Below are 26934 nucleotides of genomic sequence, written 5' to 3' on the forward strand. Positions count from 1 at the left end.
GGTTCAGTCCTCCTGGTGGGAAAGGGTGGTGTCACCGGTGGCCTCGGCGAGCTTGGTGGCCAGGATCGGTCCGATCTGGGCCAGCGAGCCGGCTTGGACCATCCGGTCGTGCCGGGTGGTGATCTGGTGCGATTCGATCCGGCCGGCGATGTAGGGCTGCCAGATCCCGGGCCCTGCGTTGTCCTCGGTCCGGTCGATCGTGGAGTTGAACAGCAGCAGGTCTCCCTCGTACCTGGCGGGGACGAAGTCGACGGCCAGCTTCGCGTTGTTGATCATGATCTGGATGATGACCTCGACCTGCCGCTCCGTCAGGCCGGCCAGTGCGCTGCCTCGTTTGCGCAGGACCTCGGCGACCTCGGCGTAGGTCAACTGCCGGTCGCCGAAGTCGTCCGGGTCGACGTCGAGCACACCGACGAGCACGTCCCGCTCGGTCGGCACGGGTACCTCCTCGAACTGCACGTCCTTCACCGGATAGGCGTCGAGGATGGCCAGCAGCCCGGTCCGCTCTCCGCGCGCCTGGAGCACACAGGCGATCGCGTGGGCGATCAGCCCGCCGGCGGACCAGCCGAGCAGCAGGTAGGGACCCTCCGGCTGGATCTTCTGGATCTGGTCGGCGTAGTCGGCCGCCATCTCCTCGTAGGACGTCGGCAACGGTTCGGGCCGGCCGAGGCCGCGTGCCTGGATCGCGTAGACCGGGTGCTGGGAACCGACGTGGTTGAGCAGCCCGCTGTACGACCAGCTGATGCCGCCACCGGGGTGGATGCAGAACAGCGGCGTGCCGGTCCCGGTCGAACGCAGCGGCAGCACCACGTCCAGCGCGTCGTCGGGGTCGTCCATGACCATGCGCTCGGTGAGACCGGCCACGGTCGGTGCCTCGAACAGCATGCGCAGGCCCAGCTCCAGGCCGAGGGTGTCGCGGACGCGGGAGGTCAGGCGGGCGGCCAGCAGCGAATGCCCGCCCAGATCGAAGAAGTTGTCGTCGATGCGCACCTGTTCCCGGCCCAGGACCTCGGCGAAGAGGTCGCACAGCAGCTCCTCCCGCGGCGTGCGGGGGCCGCGTCCGGCGCCCTGCGCCCCGTACTCGGGGGCGGGCAGGGCGGCCCGGTCCAGCTTGCCGTTGGCGGTCAGCGGCAGGGTGTCCAGGCTGACGAACGCCGACGGCACCATGTAGTCCGGCAGGTCACGGCGCAGTCGCCCGGAGAGCTCGCCCGCGTCGGGCACACCCTCGGGGGCGGGCACCAGGTAGGCGACGAGCCGCTTGTCGCCGGGCCGGTCCTCGCGGGCGACGACGGCCGCCTGGGCGACGCCCGGGCAGCTCGCGAGGATCGCCTCGATCTCGCCGGGCTCGATCCGCAAGCCCCGGAGCTTGACCTGGTGGTCGCTCCGGCCGGCGAACTCCAGGGTGCCCTCGGCCGGCCACCACGCCAGGTCGCCGGTGCGGTACATCCGGCTCCCGGGCGGCCCGTACGGGTCGGCGGTGAAGCGCTCCGCCGTCAGGCCGGGGCGGCCGAGGTAGCCGCGGGCCACGCCCGTCCCCGCCAGGTACAGCTCGCCGACCAGGCCGGTGGGCACCGGCCGGAGACGGTCGTCGAGCACGTAGGCGCGCATGTTCGCCATCGGCCCGCCGATCGGCACGGTCGCTGCGTTCTCGGGGACGCTGTCCACCGAGTGGCAGGTGGCCAGGGTCGTGGCCTCGGTGGGCCCGTAGCCGTTGACCACCTCGACGCCGGGGCAGACCGCCAGCACCCGGGCGACGGCGGCCGGTGAGACCACGTCACCGCCGGTCCACACCTCCCGCACTCCCGCGAGCAGACCCGGCCGCTCCTCGGCGACCAGCCGGAACAGGCCGGCCGTCAGCCACAGTCCGGTCACCCCGTGGGTGCTGATCGTGTGCTGGAGCAGGTCGAGGTCGAGCCGCTCGGGCGGTGCGACCACGACCCGGCCGCCGTTGAGGAGCGGCACCCACAGTTCGTAGGTCGAGAGGTCGAAGGCGGTCGGGGAGTGCATCAGCACCCGCTCGTGTCCGCCGCCGCGGTACTCGGGGGTGAGCGCTAGACCCACCACGTCGCGGTGGGTGACGGCCACGCCCTTCGGTCGGCCGGTCGAGCCGGAGGTGTACATCACGTACGCCAACTGCCGCTGGTCGCAGCGCACTTCGGGATCGGACGAGTCGGGCTCACCCTCGATCAGCGCGGTCAGCACGTCCTCGGTGAGCACCAGCGCGGCCCCGGCCTCCCGCAGGATCAGGTCGATCCGGGACTGCGGGAAGCGCGAGTCGAGGGGCGCGTAGGCGCCGCCCGCCTTGATGATCGCCAGGAGCGCCACGACGAGATCCGCCGAGCGGTCCAGCATGACGGCGACCGGGGTCTCCGGTCGTACGCCCTGGTGGACCAGTGCCCGCGCGAGGCGGTTGGACCGCCGGTCGAGTTCCCGGTAGGTCAGCTCGGTGGCGCCCGCCACGACGGCCACCGCGTCCGGGGTGGCGCGCACCTGCCGGGCGAACAGCTCCGGCAGCGCGGCCTGCGGCAGTTCGGACGCGGCGCCGGTGGAGTCGGACAGCAGCCGGCGGCGTTCCTCGCCGGACATGATGTCGATCCGGCTGATCGGCCGGCCCGGGTCCGCGACCGCCGTGCGCAGCAGCCGTGCCCAGCGCTCGAACAGCAGCTCCACGGTGGCCGGTTCGAACAGGTCGGTGGCGTACTCCACCGCGCCGACCAGGCCGTCGGGTCCGCCGTCCGGGCGGAACTGCTCGGCCAGGCTGAACGTCAGGTCGACCCGCGAGGTCCCGGTCGACGCCTCCAGGTGGCCGGTCTCAAGACCCGGCAGCGCGAACTCGCCCACCGGCGCGTTCTGGAGGGCCAGCATGATCTGGAACAGCGGGTGGTGCGCCAGTGACCGGGCCGGGTTGACCACCTCGACCAGGTACTCGAACGGCACGTCCTGGTGGTCGTACGCGGCGAGCGCCTTCTGCCGCACCCGGCCGAGCAGTTCGGCGAAGCCGGGGTCGCCGCTCGTGTCGGTGCGCAGCACCAGCGTGTTGACGAAGAAGCCGACGAGATCGTCCAGCGCCTGGTCGGTACGGCCCGCGATCGGGCTGCCCACGGGGATGTCGGTGCCGGCACCGAGCCGGGTGAGCAGCGCGGCGAGACCGGCCTGGAGCACCATGAACATGCTTGCGCCGCGCGCGGCGGCCAGGTCCCGCAGTGCCTGGTGCAGTTCGGGGTCCAGCCCGACCACGACCCGGCCGCCCCGCTGGGAGGCCACCGGCGGCCGGGGCCGGTCGGCGGGCAGCTGCACCTGCTGCGGAATCCCCTCCAACTCGTCCTTCCAGTAGGCCAGTTGCCGGGCAAACAGGCTGTCCGGGTCGGCGGTGTCGCCGAGCAGGTCGCGCTGCCACAGCGTGTAGTCCGCGTACTGCACCGCCGACGGGGACCACTGCGGCTCCTCGCCGCGGCAGCGGGCCGCGTAGGCCGCGGCGAGGTCGCCGGACAGCGGCCCCATCGACCAGCCGTCGGCGGCGATGTGGTGCACCACGACCAGCAGCACGTGCCGGTCGGGAGCCAGGGCGTACAGCTCCGCCCGGACCGGCGGCTCCGCCGCCAGGTCGAAGCCGCACCGGGCCGCCTCCGCCAGGCGCTCGGCCAGTGCGCTCTCGTCGAGCTCGACCACCGGCAGCTCCGGGTGCGCCCGCGCGGCGCTCAGCACGACCTGGTACGGCACGCCGTCGGTCTCGCGGAAGACCGTCCGCAGGCTCTCGTGCCGGGCGATCACGTCCGCGAGCGCGGCGTGCAGGGCCGACCGGTCGAGCTCGCCGGTCAGGCTCAGGGCGAACGGCATGTTGTAGGTGGCGCTCGGCCCCTCCATCCGGTGCAGGAACCACAGCCGGCGCTGGGCGAAGGACAACGGCACCCGTTCGGGTCGCGGCCGGGCGGTGAGCGCGGGCCGCGCCGTGCCGGAGCCGTCGAGGCGGGCCGCGAGTCCGGCCACGGTCGGCGTCTCGAACAGCGTCCGGACCTCGAGCTCCGCGCCGAGGATCGCCCGGACGCGGGAGGCCAGGCGGGTCGCCAGCAGCGAGTGTCCGCCCAGGTCGAAGAAGCTGTCCTCGACGCCGACCTGGGCCAGACCGAGCACCTCGGCGAACAGCCCGGCGAGGAGCTGCTCCTGCGGGGTGCGCGGTGCCCGACCGGCTCCGGCCGGGCCGAGGTCGGGTGCGGGCAGCGCGCGGCGGTCGAGCTTGCCGCTGGCCGTCAGCGGCAACGTCTCCAGCGCCACGAACGCCGACGGGATCAGATAGTCGGGCAGTCGCCCGCGCAGCCATGCGCGGAGTTCGCCGACGAGGGCGCCGGTGCCCCGACCGCCGGTCGGGCGGCTCGTCAGCGACGACAGCGGCCCGCCGGTGGTCCGGGCCGGCCGGTACGTCTCGACCGGGGCGCCGTGCCGCGCCCGCGGGTCGCCGAAGACGACGTCCACGGCGTCGGCCGCGGTGGCCGACCAGGTGACGCCCACCCAGCGGTCGAACTCCAGCCCGAGAGCCCGGAAGTCCTCGGGGTCGGGGAGTTCACCCTCCTGCGGACCGTGGAGCCGCTCCAGCAGCTCGGCGAGCGACGCGTCGCCGTCGTGCACCGCCCGGGCCAGGGCGGACTCCCGCACCACCCGACGGTTCGGCACCCCGGTGATCCGCAGCACGTCCGCGGACGGCTGGGCGAGGAGTTCGCGCAACTCGGCCAGTCCCGCGAGCCTGCTTCCCCACTCCAGCTCGACCGTCCGGCCCTGGGCCGCCGGGACGACCGGGGCCTTGTGCAGCGTCACGTCGTAGCGGTAGCGGGTGAGTTCGTTGTGGTGACGGCCGCTCTTGACCTCCACGGCCACCGCGCCGACGTCCGTGCCGTGCTCCCGCAGGGCGGTGAAGAAGTCCGGGTCGACCAGGAGTTCCTTCTCCACCCTGACGGCCTGCTCCACCGCGCGGCGCACGGCCGCGAGGTCGCCGTCGGCACCGGTGCGGTGCAGCTGGACCGCGGTGGCCAGCGGGCGCAGCAGCCGCAGGTTGCGGACGTCGCCGACGAAGAGCGCCCCGCCGGGGGCGAGCAGCCGCATCAACTTCCCGATCACGTCCGCGAGGTAGTCGGCGGACGGGAAGTACTGCACCACCGAGTTGATCACGACGGTGTCGAACCGTCCGGCCGGCAGACCGTCGGTGTCGTGCGCCGGACGGGTCTGGAGCACGACACGCTCGGCCAGGTCGTCCTGCCGGGCGACCTGCGCGGTCAGCGCGTCGATGGCCGTGGCGGAGAAGTCCGTCGCCCAGTAGGACTCGCAGTGCGGTGCGATCTGCGAGAGCAGCAGCCCGGTGCCGACGCCGACCTCCAGCACCCGGCGGGGGCGCAGGGCCAGGATGCGGGCCACGGTGGCGTCCCGCCATTCCCGCATGTGCTCGACCGGGATCGGGCTCGCGTCGTAACTGCTGTTCCAGCCAACGAAGTTCTGGCCGAAGCCGGCTTCCTCGGGGGTGATGGGCAGGGCGTCGTAGATGTCCTGCCACTCGCCCACATGGTCCGCTTCCAGGCCGCTGTCCCGGGCCTCGTCCTGGTGCGGGACGACGTAGCCGACGAGCCGGTCGTCCTTGGCGAGCACGGCGGCCCGGGCGACGGCGGGGTGCTCGGCCAGCGCCGCCTCGACCTCGCCGGGCTCGATGCGGAAGCCGCGCACCTTCACCTGGTCGTCGGCACGGCCGACGTACTCCAGATCGCCGTCGCCCAGCCAGCGCACCAGGTCGCCGGTGCGGTACATGCGCTCACCGGCCCCGAACGGGCAGGCGACGAACCGTCCGGCGGTCAGGCCCGGCCGGTTCAGGTAGCCGCGCGCCAGTCCCGCGCCCGCGACGTACAGCTCCCCCGCCACGCCCGTCGGTACCGGCCGCAGCCGCTCGTCCAGTACGTACACCTGTGCGTTGGTGATCGGACGGCCGATCGGCGGCACGCCCGTCCCCGGGGTCAGCGGCTCGCTCATGGTCGCGCACACCGTGGTCTCGGTCGGACCGTACGCGTTGATCATCCGACGGCCCGGCGCCCAGCGCTCCACCAGCTCCGGCGGGCACGCCTCACCCGCCACCACCAGCGTCGACACCTGCACCGAGCCCTCCGGCACGGCAGCGAGGACGGACGGAGGCACGGTCACATGGGTGACCGCGAGGCCCCGGTCGCTCAGCGCGGCCACCGGGTCCGCCGTCGGCGGCAGCACCAGGGCCGCGCCGCACAGCAGAGCGGTGAAGATCTCCGACACCGAGGCGTCGAAGCTCGGCGAGGCGAACTGGAGCACCCGGCTGCCGGGTTCGATCGCGAACCGCTCGATCTGTCCGGCGACCAGACTCGCCACGCCGCCGTGGCCGACCACGACGCCCTTGGGACGGCCGGTCGAACCCGAGGTGTAGATCACGTAAGCCGGATGCCGGACGTCGAGCGCGACCACGGGATCGGTCTCCGGCCAGGCGGACACCTCGGTCACCAGCGCCGGGTCGTCGACCATCAGGGCCGGCTGTGCGTCGTCCAGCATGAACGCGATCCGCGCCTGCGGATACGCCGTATCCACGGGAAGATACGCGGCCCCGGCCTTCAGCACACCCAGGACGGCCACCACGGACTCCACCGACCGCGGCAACGCCACGGCCACGGTCCGCTCCGGACCGACACCCCGCGCGATCAGCGCATGCGCGAACCGGTTGGCCCGAACGTCGAGTTGACTGTACGTCAGCTCGATTTCACCACACACCAGCGCGACCGCGTCCGGGGTCGCCGCCACCTGCGCAGCGAACGCCCGCGGCACCGGGACGGCCGCCACCTCGCGGGCGGTCGCGTTGCCCCGCTCCAGCAGACGGTGGCGTTCGTCGGCGTCGAGGAGTTCGATCCGTCCGATCGACCGGTCCGGGTCGGCGGTGACCGCCTCCAGCAGGCGCGTCCAGCGCCCGACGAGCGCCTCGACCGTCGAGCGGTCGAACAGGTCGGTGGCGTACTCCACCGCGCCGACGATCCCCGCCGGACCGCCGTCCGGACCGAACTGCTCGACGAGGCTCACACCGAGGTCGAACTTGGCGGTTCCGGTGGCCACCGCGTAGGTGGCGACGTCCAGACCGGGCAGCGAGAACCGGCCCATCGGCGCGTTCTGCACGGCCAGGACGGTCTGGAACAGCGGGTGATGGGACAGCGAACGGGACGGGTTCAGTACCTCCACCAGGTGCTCGAACGGCACGTCCTGGTGCGCGTACGCCGACAGCGCCGTCTCCCGCACCCGCCCCAGCAGCTCGGCGAAGCTCGGATCACCGCTCGTGTCCGTCCGCAGCACCAGCGTGTTCACGAAGAACCCGACCAGATCGTCCAGCGCCTCGTCCGTCCGTCCCGCGATCGGACTTCCGATCGGGATGTCCGTCCCGGCACCCAGCCGCGTGTAGAGCGCCGCCAGTGCCGCCTGGAGCACCATGAACAGGCTCGCACCCGACTTCCGGGCCAACTCCACCAGGGCGACGTGCAGTTCGGGGCTCAGCTCAAGACCCACGTGGTCCCCGCGCCAGCCGGCGACGGCCGGCCTCGGCCGGTCGGCGGGAAGCTGGAGCAGTTCCGGCAGATCGGACAGCTGGCGCTTCCAGTAGTCGAGCTGCTCGGCGAACCGGCTCTCGGGGTCGGCGGCGTCGCCGAGCAGGTCGCGCTGCCACAGCGTGTAGTCCGCGTACTGCACGGGCAGGGCCTGCCGGTGCGGCGCGCGGCCCTCGCAGCGGGCGGCGTACGCCTCGGCCAGGTCGCGGGCCAGCGGGCCGGTGGACCAGCCGTCACCGGCGATGTGGTGCATCACCAGCAGCAGCACGTGCGCGTCCGGCCCGAGTTCGAACAGCTCCGCCCGCAGGGGCGCTTCGGCCTCCAGGTCGAAGGGCCGCCGGGCGAACTCGGCGAGCCGCTCGAAGAGTTCGTCTTCCGGCACCTCGGTCAGCGCCGCCCGAAGCCGGGCCTCGGCCGGGTCCAGGACACGCTGGCACGGTACGCCGTCGACCTCCGGGAAGACCGTCCGCAGACTCTCGTGCCGGGCCACCACGTCGGCCAGCGCCTCGTCCAGCGCCGCCCGGTCGAGCGTCCCGGTCAGCTGGAGCGCCAGCGGGATGTGGTAGGTCGCGGCGGCGGCGTCCATACGGTGCAGGAACCAGAGCCGGCGCTGCGCGAAGGACAGCGGCACCGTCTCCGGCCGCTCGTGCGTGGTCAGCGCGGGGCGGGCGTGGCCGGCCCCGGCCAGGGCCCCGGCCAGGCCCGCCACGGTGGGCGCCAGGAACAGTGCGCGCAGCCCCAGTTCCACGCCGAGCACCGAACGCACCCGCGCGGCCAGCCGGGTGGCGAGCAGGGAGTGCCCGCCCAGGTCGAAGAAGTCGTCGTCGACCCCGACCCGCGGCACGCCCAGCACCTCGGCGAACAGCTCGCACAGGATCTGCTCCTGCGGGGTGCGCGGTGCCCGCCCGGCCTCGGCCGAGCCGCGATCGGAAGCGGGAGCGGGCAGCGCCGCCCGGTCCAGCTTCCCGTTCGGCGTCAACGGCAGCACGTCCAGCACCACGAAGACAGCCGGCACCAGGTAGTCGGGCAGCCGGTCCCGCAGGTACGCCGCCAGCTCCGCCGGACGTACGACCGTGCCGGGACGCGCCGCCGCATAGCCGACGAGCCGGTCGTCCTTCGCGAGCACGGCGGCCTGGGCGACGGCGGGGTGCTCGGCCAAGGCGGCCTCGACCTCGCCCAGTTCGATGCGGAAACCGCGCACCTTCACCTGGTCGTCGGCACGGCCGACGTACTCCAGCTCTCCGTCGGTCCGACGGCGCACCAGGTCGCCGGTGCGGTACATCCGTGCACCCGCCGGACCGAACGGGCAGGCGACGAACCGACCGGCGGTCAGGGCCTGCCGGTTGAGGTACCCGCGCGCCAGGCCGGGGCCGGCGACGTACAACTCCCCCGTCACTCCGGGCGGCACGATACGCAGCCGCTCGTCGAGGACGTACACCCGGAAGCCCGCGACCGACCGGCCGATCGGCGGTACACCGGCCCCCGGGGCCAGCGGGGCGCTCATGGTCGCGCACACCGTCGTCTCCGTCGGACCGTACGCGTTGATCATCCGCCGGCCCGGCGCCCACCGGGCCACCAGCTCCGGCGCGCAGGCCTCACCCGCCACCACCAGGGTGTCGGCCGTGAGGTCGGCGCTCTCCACCGCGGCCAGGGCCGAGGGCGGAAGCGTCACATGGGTGACGCCGAGCCGGCGGTCGGTCAGGGCCTCCAGCGGGGCCTCGGCCGGAGCGAGAACAAGGGCGGCGCCGGTGAGCACGGCACTGCACAGGTCCCAGAAAGCCGCATCGAAACTGGGCGAGGCGAACTGGAGCACCCGGCTGCCCGGCGCCACGCCGAGCCGCTCGGCCTGCGCCGCCACCAGGCCCGACACGCCGGAGTGGCTCACCACGACGCCCTTGGGCCGGCCCGTCGAGCCCGAGGTGTAGATCACGTAGGCCGGATGCCGGACATCCAGCCCGACCACCGGATCCGTGTCCGGCCGGTCTCCATCGGCCACCATCGCCGGGTCGTCGATCACCACCGTGGGCCGTGCGTCGTCCAGCATGAACGCGATCCGCGCCTGCGGATACGCCGGATCCACCGGCAGGTACGCGGCCCCGGCCTTCAGGATGCCCAGGACCGCCACCACCGACTCCACCGCGCGCGGCAGCGCCACCGCCACCAGCTGCTCCGGGCCCACACCCCGCGCGATCAGCGCGTGCGCGAACCGGTTGGCCCGGGCGTTCAACTGCCGGTACGTCAGCTCGACATCGCCACGGACGAGCGCGACCGCGTCCGGGGTCGCCGTCACCTGCGCCGCGAACAGCTCCGGCAGGCTCAGCCCGGCCGCCCCGCCCTCGACAGGGGGCAGCAGCTCGCGGCGCTCCTCGGCGGACAGCAGGTCGATCCCGCCGATCGGCCGGTCGGGCGCGGCGGCGACCGCGGCGAGCAGCCTCGTCCACCGGGCGACCAGGGCCTCGACCGTCGAGCGGTCGAACAGGTCGGTGCTGTACTCGACGGCACCGCTCAGCCCGGCCGGCGCGCCGTCGGGCCCGTGCTCCTCCGCGAACCCGAAGGTCAGGTCGAGCCGCGCGGTCCCGGTGAGCACGCTCGTCCCGCGGACCTGGAGCCCCGGCAGCTCGAAGTCGTCACCCGGCGCGTTCTGCACGACCAACCCGGTCTGGAACAGCGGGTGGTGGGACAGCGAGCGGGACGGGTTCAACGCCTCCACCAGGTGCTCGAAGGGCACGTCCTGGTGCGCGTACGCCGCCAGCGCCGTCTCCCGCACCCGCCCCAGCAGCTCGGTGAAACTCGGGTCGCCACCGGTGTCGGTGCGCAGCACCAGCGTGTTGACGAAGAACCCGACGAGATCGTCCAGAGCCTCGTCGGTGCGCCCCGCGATCGGAGACCCGATCGCGATGTCCGTCCCCGCACCCAGCCGCGTGTACAGCGCCGCCAGCGCCGCCTGAAGCACCATGAACAGGGTCGCGCCCGAGCGTCGGGCCAACTCCAGGAGAGCGGCGTGCAGTTCGCCGTCGATCCGCAGTTCCAACAGGTCGCCGGCGTACGACATGGTGGCCGGGCGCGGCCGGTCGGCAGGCAGCGGCAGCTGCTCGGGCAGCCCCGCCAGCGTCCGGGTCCAGTAGGTGACCTGACGGGCGAACACGCTGTCCGTGTCGTGCTCGTCGCCGAGGATCTCGTGCTGCCACAGGGTGTAGTCGCCGTACGTCACCGGCAGCGGCGGCCAGGCCGGTGCCCCGCCGCTCCGCCGGGCGGTGTAGGCGGTGGCCAGGTCACGGGCCAGCGGGCCCATGGACCAGCCGTCCCCGACGATGTGGTGCATGACCAGCAGCAGCACGTGCTCGTCCGGCGCGAGCGCGAACAGTTCGGCCCGCAGCGGTACTTCGGAGGTCAGGTCGAACGGCCGTACCGCCGCCTCACGCAGCAGGGCGGACACGTCCGCCTCGCCTGCCGCGCGTACGGTCAGCGGGACGGCGGCCTCGGTGGTGTCCAGCACCCGCTGGTACGGGACTCCGGCGGTGTGCGGGAAGACCGTGCGCAGGGTCTCGTGCCGGGCCACCACGTCCGCGAGCGCGGCGCTCAGCGCGGCCCGGTCGAGGTCGCCGGTCAGCCGCAGGGCGAGCGGCATGTGGTAGGTGGCGCTCGGCGCTCCGAACTGCTGGAGGAACCAGAGCCGGCGCTGGGCGGACGACAGCGGCATCGGTTCTGGGCGGGGGCGGGACACGAGGGCCTGACGTGCGGTGTCGGCGGTGTGCAGCCCGGCCGCGAGTCCGGCGGGTGTCGGGGTCCGGAACAGGCTGCGCAGTTCCAGCTCGACGCCGAGGGTGGCCCGGACCCGCGAGACCAGCCGGGTGGCGAGCAGGGAGTGCCCGCCCAGGTCGAAGAAGCCGTCGTCGACGCCGACCCGTGGCACGCCCAGCACCTCGGCGAACAGCTCGCACAGGATCTGCTCCTGCGGGGTGCGCGGAGCGCGGCCGGTCACCGTGGTCGCCGCCTCGGGCGCGGGCAGCGCCGTCCGGTCCAGTTTCCCGTTCGGCGTCAACGGCAGCGCGTCCAGCAGCACGAACGCGGACGGCACCAGGTGGTCCGGCACCCGGTCGCGCAGGTACGCCGCCAGCGCCGCGGCGGTCGTGCCGGTCCCGGTCAGGGGGACGACGTACGCGACGAGCCGGTCCTCCCGGGCGAGCACCGCGACCTGGGCGACCTCCGGGTGCGCGGTCAGCTCGGCCTCGATCTCGCCCGGCTCGACCCGGAAGCCGCGGATCTTCACCTGGTGGTCCACCCGGCCCGCGAACTCCAGCTCGCCGTCGGCGCGCCAGCGCACCAGGTCACCGGTGCGGTACATCAAAGCGCCGGCCGGTCCGTACGGGTCGGCGACGAACCGGGTGGCGGTGAGTCCGGGCCGGTTCAGGTAGCCGCGGGCGAGTCCCGTCCCGGCGAGGTACAGCTCGCCCAGCACGCCGGGGGCGACCGGACGCAAGGTCGAATCCAGCACGTACACCCGGCAGTTGGTGATCGGTACGCCGATCGGCACCGGCAGCGGGCAGTCGTCGGGGTCGGCCGGCAGCGGGTAGGCGGTGATCACATGGGTCTCGGCGGGGCCGTAGTGGTTGTGCAGCTCCCGGCCCGGACGACGGGCCTGGAAGCGACGCACGGCACCACCGAGCCGCATCGCCTCGCCGGCCTGCGCGACCAGCCGCAGCTTCGGCAGTTCGAGACCGGCCTCCTCGGCGGCCTCGGCCAGCGCCTCGATCACCAGGTTGGGCGCGAACAGCTCCTCGACGCCGTGCCGGTCCAGCCAGCGGGCGAACAGCTCGGCGCTGCGGCGCTGCTCCTCGGTCGGCACCACGAGGGTCTTGCCGTACAGCAGCGCCGAGAGCGTCTCCTGCACCGAGACGTCGAAGCTGATCGCGGTGAACTGCGCGGTACGCGTGCCGGGTGCGCCGCCGACGGACCGGTGGTGCCACGCCAACAGGTTCAACAGCCCGGCGGCGGGCATCACCACGGCCTTGGGCCGGCCGGTGGAGCCCGAGGTGTAGATGACGTAGGCCGGGTGCCGCGGGTCCACGGCGACGGCCGGATCGTGCTCCGGCAGGTCCCCGTCCGGTGTGACGGCCGCGAGGTCGTCGAGCACCACGGCCGGCCGCGCGTCGTCCAGCATGTACACGATCCGGGCGGCCGGGTAGTCCGGGTCGACCGGCAGATAGGCCGCGCCCGTCTTGAGCACGGCGAGGACGGCGACCACCAGCTCGGCGGAGCGCGGCAGCCGCAGGGCGACGACCTGCTCCGGCCCCACCCCGCGGGCGATCAGCGCGTGCGCCAGGCGGTTGGCCCTGCGGTTCAGCTCCCGGTAGGTCAGCACGGTGTCCTCGAACACCACCGCCGGGGCCTCGGGGGTCGCCCGGACCTGCCCCTCGAACAGGGCGGGCAGGGTGGCGGCGGGCACCGGACGCGCGGTGTCGTTGCGTACGACCAGCAGGTCGTGCCGTTCCTCGGCGGTCAGGACGTCGATCCGGCTCAGCGGCCGGTCCGGCTCGGCGACCACCGCGGCCAGCAGCCGCAGCCACCGGGCGACCAGCGCCTCCACCGTGGCGGGGTCGAACAGGTCGGTGCTGTACTCGACACGCCCGACGATGCCTCCGGCCGACCCGCCGGTCCCACCGAGCTCCAGCAGGTGGAAGCCGAGGTCGAACATCGCCGTCGGCGTGTGCACCGGCAGGATGGCGGCGCTCAGGCCGCTCGGCGCGAACTCGGTGCGGGGCACGTTCTGGAGCGCGAGCAGCACCTGGAACAGCGGCTGCCGGGCGAGCGACCGGGACGGGTTGAGGGCCTCGACGACGTGCTCGAACGGCAGGTCCTGGTGCGCGTAGGCGCCGAGTGCGCTCTCCCGGACCCGGACCAGCAGCTCGGCGAAGGACGGGTCGCCACTGGTGTCCGTACGGAGCACCAGCGTGTTGACGAAGAACCCGACGAGGTCGTCCAGCGCCTGGTCCGTGCGGCCGGCGATCAGACTGCCGACCGGGATGTCGGTACCCGCGCCGAGCTTGTCCAGCAGCGCTGCCAGCACGGCCTGGAGCACCATGTAGACGCTGGCGCCGTGCTCCCGGCCCAGGCCCACCAGAGCGCCGTGCAGCTCCGCGTCCAGGTCGATCGTCAGGTTCCCGCCGCGGTAGGAGGTGGTCGCCGGGCGGGGCCGGTCGGCGGGCAGCCGGATCTGCTCGGGCAGGCCGGCCAGCCGCTCCGTCCAGTAGGCCGACTGCCGGGCGGACAGGCTCGCGGGATCGGTGGGGTCCCCGAGCAGCCGGTCGTGCCAGAGGGTGTAGTCGGCGTACTGCACCGGCAGCGGCGCCCACTGCGGCTCCTCGCCCTGGCGGCGTGCCGCGTACGCGGTGGCCAGGTCGGCGGCCAGCGGGCCCAGCGACCAGCCGTCGCCCGCGATGTGGTGCACCACCAGCAGCAGCACGTGCTCCTCGGCGGCGAGCTCGAACAGCTCGGCCCGCAGCGGCGGCTCGGCCGCGAGGTCGAATCCGCGCGTGGCGGCCCCGGCCAGCAGCTCGGTCAGGGTCGTCTCGTCGGCCGGGGTGGCCGTCGGTTCCGGCCGCACCTCCCCCGCGGCCAGCACGTGCTGGTACGGCACGCCGTCGACCGCCCGGAAGACCGTGCGCAGGGTCTCGTGCCGGTCGACGACGTCACCGAGGGCCTTCGTCAGGGCCGCCCGGTCCAGCGGGCCTGAGATCCGCCAGGTCAGCGGCATGTTGTAGATCGGTCCGGCGCCCTCCAGCTGGTGCAGGAACCAGAGCCGCCGCTGGGCGGAGGACAGCGGTACCAGCTCGGGCCGCTCGGCCCGTTCCAGGACGAGCCGGGCCCGGTCGGCGCCGTCCAGGCAGGCGGCCAGCCCGGCCACCGTCGGGGTGCGGAACAGGACGTGCAGCGCCAGCTCGACGCCCAGGGTCGCGCGGACCCGCGCCACCAGCCGGGTGGCCAGCAGCGAATGCCCGCCCAGGTCGAAGAAGTCGTCGTCGACACCGACCTCCGGCAGGCCCAGCACCTCGGCGAACAGCCCGGCCAGCACCTGCTCCTGGGGGGTGCGCGGTGCCCGGCCTGCCCGCGACACGGCGAACTCGGGCTCTGGCAGGGCGCGCCGGTCGAGCTTGCCGCTGGTGTTCAGCGGCAGGGCGTCGAGGGGGACGAACGCGGCGGGCACCATGTAGTCCGGCAGCCGCTCGCGCAGGTGGGCTCGCAATTCCTCCGGCCGCAGCTCGGTGCCGGGGGCGAGCACCAGGTAGGCGACCAGACGGGTGTCCGCCGCCCGGTCCTTCCGGGCGATCACCGCGACCTGGCCGACCTGCGGGTGATCGGCCAGCGCCGTTTCGATCTCGCCGAGCTCGATCCGGAAGCCGCGCACCTTCACCTGGTCGTCGGTCCGGCCGACGTACTCCAGCTGACCGTCGGCGCGTCGGCGCACCAGGTCACCGGTGCGGTACATGCGAGCGCCTGCCGGCCCGAACGGGCAGGCGACGAACCGTCCGGCGGTCAGCCCCGGCCGGTTCAGGTAGCCGCGGGCCAGGCCCGGACCGACGAGGTAGAGCTCTCCGGTCACGCCCGGCGGCACCAGGCCCAGACGCTGGTCCAGCACGTACGCCTGTTGACCGGCGATGGCGCGGCCGATCGGCGGCACGCCGGACCCCGGCGACAGCGGCTCGCTGATCGTGATCACGACCGTCGTCTCGGTCGGGCCGTACGCATTGAGCATCAGCCGTCCCGGCGCCCAGCGGGCCACCAGCTCCGGCGGGCAGGCCTCGCCCGCCACCGCCAGCGTCGGTACGGCCACCGCGTCCGGCGAGAGCGCCGCCAGCACCGAGGGGGGGACGGTCGCGTGGGTGAGCGCGAGGCTCGGGTCGGTCAGCGCGGCGACCGGCTCGGTCGCGGGCGCGGGCACCAGGGTGGCGCCGCTGAGCAGGGCGCCGAGGATGTCCCACAGCGAGACGTCGAAGCTGGGCGAGGAGAACTGGAGCACGCGGCTGCCGGGCTCGATGCCGAGGCGCTCGGCCTGCTCCGCCGCCATGGCCCGCACGCCCGCGTGACTCACCAGCACGCCCTTGGGCCGGCCGGTCGAGCCGGAGGTGTAGATCACGTATGCCGCGTGCCGGGCGTCCACCGCGACGACCGGATCGGTCTCCGGCCACTCCGGCTCCTCGGCCACCTCGGCCACCGTCGCCGGGTCGTCGACCACCACGCTCGGCTTCGCGTCGTCCAGCATGAACGCGATCCGCGCCTGCGGGTAGACCGGATCCACCGGCAGATAGGCGGCTCCCGTCTTCAGGACGCCCAGGACGGCCACCACGAACTCCACCGACCGGGGCAGCGCCAGCGCCACGACCTGTTCGGCAGCCACCCCGCGGGCGATCAGCGAGTGCGCGAACCGGTTGGCCCACGCGTTCAGTCGGCCGTACGTCACCTCCACGTCCCCGGAGGCCAGGGCGACCGCATCCGGCCTCGCCGCCACCTGGGCCGCGAAGGCCGCCAGCACGCTCTCGGCGTCCGCCGCGCCCTCGACGGCCGGCAGCAGCGCACGGCGTTCCCCGGCGGACAGGAGCTCGATGCGGCTGAGCCGCTGCCGCGGGTCGGCGACGGCCGCGGTCAGCAGCCGCACCAGGCGCGCGACCATCGTCTCGACGGTGGCCGGGTCGTACAGGTCGCTCGCGAACTGGACGAACACGTCGATCCCGGCCGGGGAGTCGTCCTCGGCGTGCCGCTCGGCCAGCGCGAGGACCAGGTCGAACTTGGCCGTGGTGGTGGTCAGTTCCAGCTCGCCGACCCGCAGGCCGGGCGGGGCGAACTCGGACCGGGCGGTGTTCTGCAGCACCAGCATGACCTGGAACAGCGGGTGGTGGGAGAGCGACCGCACCGGGTTGAGGGCTTCGACCAGGTACTCGAACGGCAGGTCCTGGTTCGCGTACCCGGCCAGCGCGGTCTCCCGGACCCGGGCCAGCAACTCTGCGAAGGTCGGGTCCCCCGAGGTGTCCGTCCGGAGCACGAGGGTGTTGACGAAGAATCCGACCAGGTCGTCCAACGCCTCGTCGCCACGCCCGGCGGTGAGGCTGCCGACCGGGATGTCCTCGCCCGCGCCGAGCCGGCTGAGCAGCGCCGCCAGCCCGGCCTGGAGCACCATGAACAGACTGGTGCCGTTGGTACGGGCGAGCTCACGCAGCCCGCTGTGCAGCTCCGCGTCCAGCTCGGCCCGCACGTGACCGCCCCGGTACGAGGCGACCGCCGGACGGGGCCGGTCGGTGGGCAGCTGGAGCTGGTCCGGCAGACCGGCCAACTGCCGTGTCCAGTAGGACGCCTGGCGGCTGATCGGGCTGTCGCTGTCGGTGGCCACGCCGAGCAGGTCGTGCTGCCACAGGGTGTAGTCGACGTACTGGACGGCAAGCGGCTCGCGCTGCGGCTCCTCACCCCGGCAGCGGGCTGCGTACGCCTCGGTGAGGTCCGCGGCCAGCGGACCGAGCGACCATCCGTCGCCGGCGATGTGGTGGAGCACCAGCAGCAGCACATGCTCGTCCGCCGCCAGCTCGAACAGCGCGGCGTGCAGCGGCAGTTCGGCCTCCAGGTCGAACCGATGGGCCTGTGCCTCCGCCAGTGCGCCGGACAGCCCGGCCTCCGCGGTCCGACGCACGGCGAGACCCGGACGGGCCGCCGCCACGTCCAACACCTGCTGGTACGGCAGGCCGTCCACCACCGGGAACACCGTCCGCAGGGCCTCGTGCCGGGCCACCACGTCCGCCAGGGCGGCGTGCAGCGCCTCACGGTCGAGCGGACCGGACAGCCGCCAGGCCAGCGGGATGTTGTAGTTCGCGCTGGCGCCCTCCAGCTGGTGCAGGAACCACAGCCGGCGTTGCGCGAACGACAACGGGATGCGTTCGGGTCGCTCGCACCGTGTCAGGGCGAGCTGCGCGGGTCCGGCTCCCGTCAGGGCGGCGGCCAGGGCGGCCGGGGTCGGTGCCTCGAACAGGGTGCGCAGCGGCATTTCCACGCCGAGGGTCGCGCGGATGCGGGCGGCCAGACGGGTGGCCAGCAGCGAGTGCCCGCCCAGGTCGAAGAAACCGTCCTCGACACCGGCCGACGCAACGCCCAGGACCTCGGCGAACAGCTCGCAGAGGATCTGCTCCTGCGGGGTGCGCGGCGCGCGGCCGGTAGTCGCGGAGGCCAGGTCGGGGGCGGGCAGGGCCCGGTGGTCGAGCTTGCCGTTGGCGGTCAGCGGCAGCGCGTCCAGCATGACGAACGCCGACGGCACCATGTGCTCCGGCAGCCGCTCGCCCAGGTGTTCACGCAGGTCGGCGGGGCGCAGCTCGGCACCGGTGACGGCCACCGGGTAGGCGACCAGCCGGGTGTCGTCGGTGCGGTCCTGCCGGGCAAGGACGGCGACCTGGGCGACATCCGGGTGGGCGGCCAGCGCCGCCTCGATCTCGCCGAGCTCGATCCGGAAGCCGCGCACCTTCACCTGCTGGTCGGCCCGGCCGACGTAGCGCAGGCTGTTGTCCGCCGCGCGGCGCACCACATCGCCGCTGCGGTACATCCGCGCGCCGACCGGCCCGAACGGGTCGGCCACGAAGCGACCGGCGGTCAGACCCGGCCGGTTCAGATACCCGCGCGCCAGACCCGGCCCCGCGACGTACAACTCGCCGGGCACGCCCGGGGGCACCGGCCGCAGGCCGTCGTCGAGCACGTACGTCCGCAGGTCCGGGAGGGCCGCGCCGATCTCGCCGGCGGCGGTTCCGGTCTGGTCGAGCGCGGCGTACGTGACGTGCACCGTGGTCTCGGTGATGCCGTACATGTTGACCAGCCGCGGCGCGTCCTGCGGGTGCCGCTCGTACCAGCTCGCCAGCCGGGCGATCTCCAGCGCCTCACCACCGAACACCACCGTGCGCAGCGCGAGCGAACGGCCGGTCTCCGGAGCCTCCGAGTCCGCCTGCATCAGCTGGTAGAACGCCGACGGCGTCTGGTTGAGCACCGTCACCCGCTCACGGGCGAGAAGCTCCAGGAAGCGGCCGGGCGAGCGGCTGGTCTCGTGGTCCACGACCACCAGCCGGCCGCCGTAGAGCAACGGACCCCACAGCTCCCACACCGAGAAGTCGAAGGCGTAGGAGTGGAACAGCGTCCACACATCGTCTGCGGAGAAGCCGAACAGCTTCTCCGTCGTCCGGAACAGCCGGACCACGTTGCGATGCGATACCACCACACCCTTGGGGTTGCCGGTGGAGCCGGAGGTGTAGATGACATAGGCGGCGTGGCCGGGGTCGACCGTGACCTCCGGGTCCGTGTCCGGCAGCCCGTCCAGGTCGGCAGCGTCCAGCAGCAGCCGGTCCAGGTGGTCCGCCCCCGGCAGCTCGCCGGTCCGGCTCGTCGTCACGAGCAGCGCGGGCCGGGCGTCCTGGAGCAGGTAGGCGATCCGGGCGGCCGGATACTCCGGGTCCACCGGAACATACGCGCCGCCCGCCTTGAGCACCGCGAGCACCGCCACGACCAGGTCCGCCGAGCGCGGCAGGGCCAGCGCCACCAGCTGCTCCGGGCCCACCCCCCGGTCGATCAGAGCGTGCGCGAGCCGGTTCGCGCGGGCGTTCAACTCGGCATACGTCAGGGCGACTTCGCCGTCCGTGAGCGCGACGGCGACCGGGTCGGCCCGCACCTGCCGCTCGAAGAGCGCGGCCAGACCGCTGTCCGGTGTCTCCTCGTTGCGGCCGGTGGGCGCCGGGAGCAGGGCGCGGAGTTCGTCGGCGGACAGCACGTCCACCCGGCCGATCCGTCGGCCGGGGTCGGCCACCACGGCCCGCAGCAGCCGCAGCCACCGCTCGACGATCCCCGTCACGGTGACCTCGTCGAACAGATCGGTGCTGTACTCCACCACGCCCGACAGGCCGTCCTCGCCCGGCTGCTCGGCCAGGATGAAGGTCAGGTCGCACTTGGCCGTCCCCGTGTGCACCGGGTCGGTCGTCACCCGCAGCCCCGGCAGGTCGAACGTGCCGAGCGGCGCGTTCTGCAGCGCGAGCATGGTCTGGAACAGCGGGTGGTGCGCCAGCGACCGGGTCGGGTTCAGCGCCTCCACCAAGTGCTCGAACGGCACGTCCTGATGCGCGTACGCGGCCAGCGCGTCGGCCCGCACCCGGCCCAGCAGCTCGGTGAACGACGGGTCGTCCGACAGGTCGGTGCGCAACACCAAGGTGTTGACGAAGAACCCGACCAACTCGTCCACGGCCTCGTCGGTGCGGCCCGCGATCGGCGTGCCGATCGGAACGTCGCTGCCCGCACCGAGCTTGCCCAGCAGGGCGGCCAGTCCGGCCTGGAGAACCATGAACAGACTGGTGCCGCTGTCCCGACCGAGCGTGCGCAGGCCCTGATGCAGCTCCGCGTCCAGTTCGGCCCGTACGAAACCGCCGCCGTGCGAGGCGACCTCGGGCCTTGGCCGGTCGAAGGGCAGCTCGACCTGCTCGGGCAGATCCGCCAGCTGCTCCCGCCAGTAGGCGAGTTGTTCGCTCAACAGGCTGTCCGGGTCGGAGCTCTCGCCGAGCAGCTCCCGCTGCCAGAGGCTGTAGTCGGCGTACTGGACCGGCAGCGGCGACCACTCCGGCTTCCCGCCCTCGGCGCGGGCCGCATAGGCGGTCGTCAGGTCCCGCGAGAGCGGACCCATCGACCAGCCGTCACCGGCGATGTGGTGCACCACCAACAGCAGCACGTGCTCGTCGGGCGCCGACCGGAACAGTTCGGCGTGCAGCGGCGGCTCCTTGGACAGCTCGAAGCCGTACCGCGCCCCCTCCGCCAGCCGCTCCGGCAGCTCGCGCTCTCCGACCTCGGTCACCCGCAGCCGCGGCCGGGCCTCATCGATGCCCAACACCCGCTGACACGGCACCCCCTCAACCACCGGAAAGACAGTGCGCAGGCTCTCGTGCCGCTCGACCACATCCGCCAGCGCCTGCTCCAACGCCCGCCGGTCCAGGCTCCCGGACAGCCGCAGGGCCATCGGAATGTTGTACGTAGCGCTCGGGCCCTCCATGCGATGCAGGAACCACAGCCGCCGCTGCGCGAACGACAACGGGACCGCCTCCGGCCGTTCACGCCGTGCCAGAGCAAGCTGCGCCGGTCCGGCCCCTGCCAGGGCGGCGGCCAGGCCGGCCGGGGTCGGTGCCTCGAACAGGGTGCGCAGCGGCATTTCCACGCCGAGGGTCGCGCGGATGCGGGCGGCCAGACGGGTGGCCAGCAGCGAGTGCCCGCCCAGGTCGAAGAAACCGTCCTCGACACCGGCCGACGCAACGCCCAGAACCTCGGCGAACAGCTCGCAGAGGATCTGCTCCTGCGGGGTACGCGGCGCGCGGGCAGTAGCCGCGGGCGCGAGGTCGGGGGCGGGCAGGGCCCGGTGGTCGAGCTTGCCGTTGGCGGTCAGCGGCAGCGCGTCCAGCATGACGAACGCCGACGGCACCATGTACTCCGGCAGCCGCTCGCCCAGGTGCTCACGCAGGTCGGCGGGGCGCAGCTCGGCACCCGAGACCGGTACCAGGTAGCCGACGAGTCGGGTGTCGTCGGTGCGGTCCTGCCGGGCCAGGACGGCGACCTGGGCGACGCCAGGATGCGCGGCCAGCGCCGCCTCGATCTCGCCGAGCTCGATCCGGAAGCCGCGCACCTTCACCTGCTGGTCGGCACGGCCGACGTAGCGCAGGCTGTTGTCCGCCGCGCGGCGCACCACATCGCCGCTGCGGTACATCCGCGATCCCGGCGGCCCGAACGGGTCCGCCACGAAGCGACCGGCGGACAGGCCCGGCCGGTTCAGATACCCGCGCGCCAGACCCGCCCCCGCAACGTACAACTCGCCGGGCACGCCCGGGGGCACCGGCCGCAGGCCGTCGTCGAGCACGTACGTCCGCAGGTCCGGGAGGGCCGCGCCGATCTCGCCGGCGGCGGTTCCGGTCTGGTCGAGCGCGGCGTACGTGACGTGCACCGTGGTCTCGGTGATGCCGTACATGTTGACCAGCCGCGGCGCGTCGTCCGGGTGCCGCTCGTACCAGCTCGCCAGCCGGGCGATCTCCAGCGCCTCACCGCCGAACACCACCGTGCGCAGGACGAGCGAACGGCCGGTCTCCGGAGCCTCCGCGTCCGCCTGCATCAGCTGGTAGAACGCCGACGGCGTCTGGTTGAGCACCGTCACCCGCTCACGGGCGAGAAGCTCCAGGAACCGGCCGGGCGAGCGGCTGGTCTCGTGGTCCACGACCACCAGCCGGCCGCCGTACAGCAACGGACCCCACAGCTCCCACACCGAGAAGTCGAAGGCGTAGGAGTGGAAGAGGGGCCAGACGTCCTCGGCGCAGAAGTCGAACAGCTTCTCGGTGGTGTCGAACAGCCTCACCACGTTCCGGTGCGTGACCACCACGCCCTTGGGGTTGCCGGTGGAGCCGGAGGTGTAGATGACGTAGGCGGCGTGGTCGGGGTCGAGGGGGACCTCCGGGTCCGTGTCCGGCAGCCCGTCCAGGTCGACGGTGTCCAGCAGCAGCCGGTCTACCGCGTCCACGCCCGGCAGGTCGCCGGTCCGGCTCGTCGTCACGAGCAGCGCGGGCCGGGCGTCCTGGAGCAGGTAGGCGATCCGGGCGGCCGGATACTCCGGGTCCACCGGAACATACGCGCCGCCCGCCTTGAGCACCGCGAGCACCGCCACGACCAGGTCCGCCGAGCGCGGCAGGGCCAGCGCCACCAGCTGCTCCGGGCCCACCCCCCGGTCGATCAGAGCGTGCGCGAGCCGGTTCGCGCGGGCGTTCAACTCGGCGTACATCAGGGCGACTTCGCCGTCCGTGAGCGCGACGGCGACCGGGTCGGCCCGCACCTGCCGCTCGAAGAGCGCGGCCAGACCGCTGTCCGACGGCTCTTCGCCGCGGCTGGCGGGCGCCGGGAGCAGGGCGCGGAGTTCGTCGGCGGACAGCACGTCCACCCGGCCGATCCGTCGGCCGGGGTCGGCCACCACGGCCCGCAGCAGCCGCAGCCACCGCTCGACGATCCCCGTCACGGTGACCTCGTCGAACAAGTCGGTGCTGTACTCCACCACGCCCGACAGGCCGTCCTCGCCCGGCTGTTCGGCCAGGATGAAGGTCAGGTCGCACTTGGCCGTCCCCGTGTGGACCAGGTCGGTCGTCACCCGCAGCCCCGGCAGGTCGAACGTGCCGAGCGGCGCGTTCTGCAGCGCGAGCATGGTCTGGAACAGCGGGTGGTGCGCCAGCGACCGGGTCGGGTTCAGCGCCTCCACCAAGTGCTCGAACGGCACGTCCTGATGCGCGTACGCGGCCAGCGCGTCGGCCCGCACCCGGCCCAGCAGCTCGCTGAACGACGGGTCGCCCGACAGGTCGGCGCGCAACACCAAGGTGTTGACAAAGAACCCGACCAACTCGTCCACGGCCTCGTCGGTGCGGCCCGCGATCGGCGTGCCGACGGGTACGTCGGTGCCCGCGCCCAGCTTGCCCAGCAGGGCGGCCAGCCCAGCCTGGAGAACCATGAAGAGGCTGGTGCCGCTGTCCCGACCGAGCGCGCGCAGGCCCTGGTGCAGCTCCGCGTCGATGCGCACCGGCAGGTGGGCGCCCCGGTAGGACATCGCGGCCGGCCGGGGCCGGTCGAACGGCAGCTCCACCTGCTCCGGAAGGCCAGCCAACTGCTTCCGCCAGTAGGCGAGTTGTTCGCTCAGCAGGCTGTCCGGGTCGGAGCTCTCGCCGAGCAGCTCCCGCTGCCAGAGGCTGTAGTCGGCGTACTGGACCGGCAGCGGCGACCACTCCGGCTTCCCGCCCTCGGCGCGGGCCGCATAGGCCGCCGTGAGGTCCCGCGAGAGCGGACCCATCGACCAGCCGTCACCGGCGATGTGGTGCACCACCAACAGCAGCACGTACTCCTCGGCCGCGAGCTGGAACAGCTCGACATGCAGCGGCGGCATCTCGGCGAGGTCGAAGCCGTACCGCGCCCCCTCCGCCAGCCGCTCCGGCAGCTCGCGCTCTCCGACCTCGGTCACCCGCAGCCGCGGCCGGGCCTCATCGATGCCCAACACCCGCTGACACGGCACCCCGTCGACCACCGGAAACACAGTGCGCAGGCTCTCGTGCCGCTCGACCACATCCGCCAGCGCCTGCTCCAACGCCCGCCGGTCCAGACTCCCGGACAGCCGCAAGGCCATCGGAATGTTGTACGTCGCGCTCGGGCCCTCCATGCGATGCAGGAACCACAGCCGCCGCTGCGCGAACGACAACGGGACCGCCTCCGGCCGTTCACGCCGCCCCAGGGCCGGACGCGCCCGGCCCGCGACGTCCACGGCCGTCGCCAGTTCCGCCACCGTCGGCGCGTCGAACAGGTCGCCGAGCCGCAGCTCCACGCCGAGGATCGAGCGGGCCCGGGCGACCAGCCGGGTGGCCAGCAGCGAGTGCCCGCCGAGGTCGAAGAAGCTTTCGTCGAGGCCTGGCTCGGACACCCCGAGCACCTCGGCGAACAGCCCGGCGATCAGGTGCTCGGTCGCCGTGCGCGGAGCGCGGCCCGGCGCCGCGGGCTGCCGCTCGGGGGCCGGGAGGGCACGCCGGTCGAGCTTGCCGTTCGGGGTCAGTGGCATCGCGTCCAGCACCACGAACGCCGACGGCACCATGTACTCCGGCAGCCGCTCCCGCAGACGAGCCCTCAGCACGTCCGGTCGGACCACCTGCCCGGTCACGGGGACGGTGTAGGCGACCAGGCGGGGTTCCTCGTCGGTACGCACCATGACGGCGGCCTGGGCGACCTCCGGGTGTTCGGCGAGAACGGCCTCGATCTCGCCGAGCTCGATCCGGAAGCCGCGCACCTTCACCTGCTCGTCGGCACGGCCGACGTACTCCAGCTCACCGTCGGCGCGCCGGCGCACCAGGTCGCCGGTGCGGTACATGCGAGCGCCCTCAGGACCGAACGGGCAGGCGACGAACCGCCCAGCGGTCAGCCCCGGCCGGTTCAGGTAGCCGCGCGCCAGGCCCGCCCCAGCGACGTACAGCTCCCCCGTCACCCCCGGCGGCACCAGTCCCAGACGCCCGTCCAGTACGTACACCTGTGTGTTGGTGATCGGACGGCCGATCGGCGGCACACCCGACCCCGCCGACAGCGGCTCGCTCATGGTCGCGCACACCGTGATCTCGGTCGGACCGTACGCGTTGATCATCCGACGGCCCGGCGCCCAGCGCTCCACCAGCTCCGGCGGGCACGCCTCACCCGCCACCACCAGCGTCGACACGGCCACCGAGCCCTCCGGCACGGCAGCGAGGACGGACGGCGGCACAGTCACATGGGTGACCGCGAGGCCCCGGTCGCTCAGCGCGGCCACCGGGTCCGCCGTCGGCGGCAGCACCAGGGCCGCGCCGCACAGCAGAGCGGTGAAGATCTCCGACACCGAGGCGTCGAAGCTCGGCGAGGCGAACTGGAGCACCCGGCTGCCGGGTTCGATCGCGAACCGCTCGATCTGCGCGGCGACCAGACTCGCCACGCCACCGTGGCCGACCACGACGCCCTTGGGACGGCCGGTCGAACCCGAGGTGTAGATCACGTAGGCCGGATGCCGGACGTCCGTCGCGACCACGGGATCGGTCTCCGGCCAGTCCCCGTCGGCCACCATCGCGGGGTCGTCGACCACCGCCGAGGGCCGGGCGTCGTCGAGCATGTACGCGATCCGCGCCTGCGGATACGCCGGATCCACCGGAAGATACGCGGCACCGGCCTTCAGCACACCGAGGACCGCCACCACCGCTTCCACGGACCGCGGCAACGCCACCGCCACCAACTGCTCCGGACCCACACCCCGCGCGATCAGCGCATGCGCGAACCGGTTCGCCCGGGCGTTCAGCTGACGGTACGACAGCTCGACATCGCCGCGGACGAGCGCGACCGCGTCCGGCGTCGCCGTCACCTGGGCCGCGAACAGCTCCGGCAGGCTCTCGGCCGTGCCCCTCACCACCGGCCCCGTGGCGGCCGCCGACAGCTCGACCCGTTCCTCGGCCGTGAGCAGGTCGATCCGGCCCACCACCTCGTCCGGCTCGCACACCGCGATGGTCTCCAGCAGCGCCATCAGCCGCTGCTGGTGGGCGGCGAGTTCGCCGGCGCGGTAAGCGTCCGGCGAGCCGTTGAGCACGAGCCGCAGGCCGCTGCCGTCCCGGTGGGCGTAGACCCAGACGGCCAGGTCGCTGGTCGCCGCCTCGGACAGGTGGTGCACCGTGGCGGCATGTCCCGCGAAGCTCGGCTCCGAATCGAAGGCCACGATGTTGACGACCAGCGGGAACGCCGTCCCGATGGTGCCGGGCGCGCCGAGATCCCGAAGCAGGTCCTCGCTCCGATAGCGCTGATGCGCCAGGGCCGCGTCCACCTCGCCCGCCACCTGTGAGACGAGTTCGCGCCACCTCATGTCGGGTCGCACGGTCAGGCGCAGGGGCACCGTGTTGGACACGGCGCCGGGCACCGACGTCAGATCGGCTTCGGACCGCGGCCGGCCTGTGACGGCGAGGCAGAGCACCACGTCCTGGGAGGCGGTCAGCCGGTGCGCGTAGAGAGCCGTCGCCGCGATCAGCAGCCGGGACCACCGGACGCCGGCACGCCCGGCCGCAGCCCGGAACTCATCCGGGCGCAGGGCCTCCGACTCCTTGGTGCGGCGCACGGACCGGGCGGAACCGCCCGGAGCCCGGTCGGCGATCCGGGTGGGGGCCGGGCGGTCGGTGAAGCGCTCCGTCCAGTACGCCCGGTCCGTGGCGAACTGTGTCGAGGCGCGGTAGTCGGCGTCCGCCGCCACCAGGTCGTCCAGCGCACCGAACGGGTGCTGCGGCACCTCCCGGCCCTCGGCCAGCGCCGTGTACGTCTGCGCGACCCGCTGCCGGACGAGAGCGTAGCCGTATGCGTCCATCACCAGGTGGTGGTAGCTCTGGTAGCAGAGGTGGTGCGTCGGCGAGAGCCTGATCAGCGCGAGGCTGAACAGCGGATCGCGGCCGAGGTCGAGCGGGCGGATCCGGTCCTCGTCCATCCACGCCCGGGCCGCCGCGAGCGGTGCCGCCTCCGCGCTGAGGTCGAGGAAGACCGGCGCCCAGTCCCAGCTCCCGTGGACGACCTGGCGCGGACCGTCTCCGTCCTCGACGAAGCTCACGTGCAGAGCGTCGACCTCGCCGACCACCTGCCGCACCGCGGCCTCGAACTGCTCCGCGTCGACCGGGCCGTGGATCTCCAGGTACTCGCCGATGCGGTAGACGGGAAGCTCCGTCCGGGAACGCTGCTCGGCGAGCCAGATCTCGCGTTGGGCCGCCGTCAGGGGCAGGACGTCGCCGTCGCGACGGGACATGGGGGT

The 26934-nt window shown here is 73.4% G+C and carries 1 protein-coding gene; it reads right to left on the reverse strand.

Going from position 1 to position 26934, the window contains the following annotated elements; translation table 11 throughout:
- Nucleotides 1–3: 3 nt before the first annotated feature.
- Nucleotides 4–26928, reverse strand: a complete 26925-nt coding sequence (locus tag ACZ7OY_RS20990; protein WP_471912753.1) for a non-ribosomal peptide synthase/polyketide synthase — start codon at nucleotides 26926–26928, stop codon at nucleotides 4–6.
- Nucleotides 26929–26934 lie beyond the last annotated feature (6 nt).

The sequence above is a fragment of the Streptomyces sp. NPDC107559 genome (assembly GCF_055657365.1).

Excerpts from the sequence above, each read along its gene's own strand:
- ACZ7OY_RS20990 (WP_471912753.1), bottom strand. The coding sequence starts at position 26,928 with ATGTCCCGTCGCGACGGCGACGTCCTGCCCCTGACGGCGGCCCAACGC.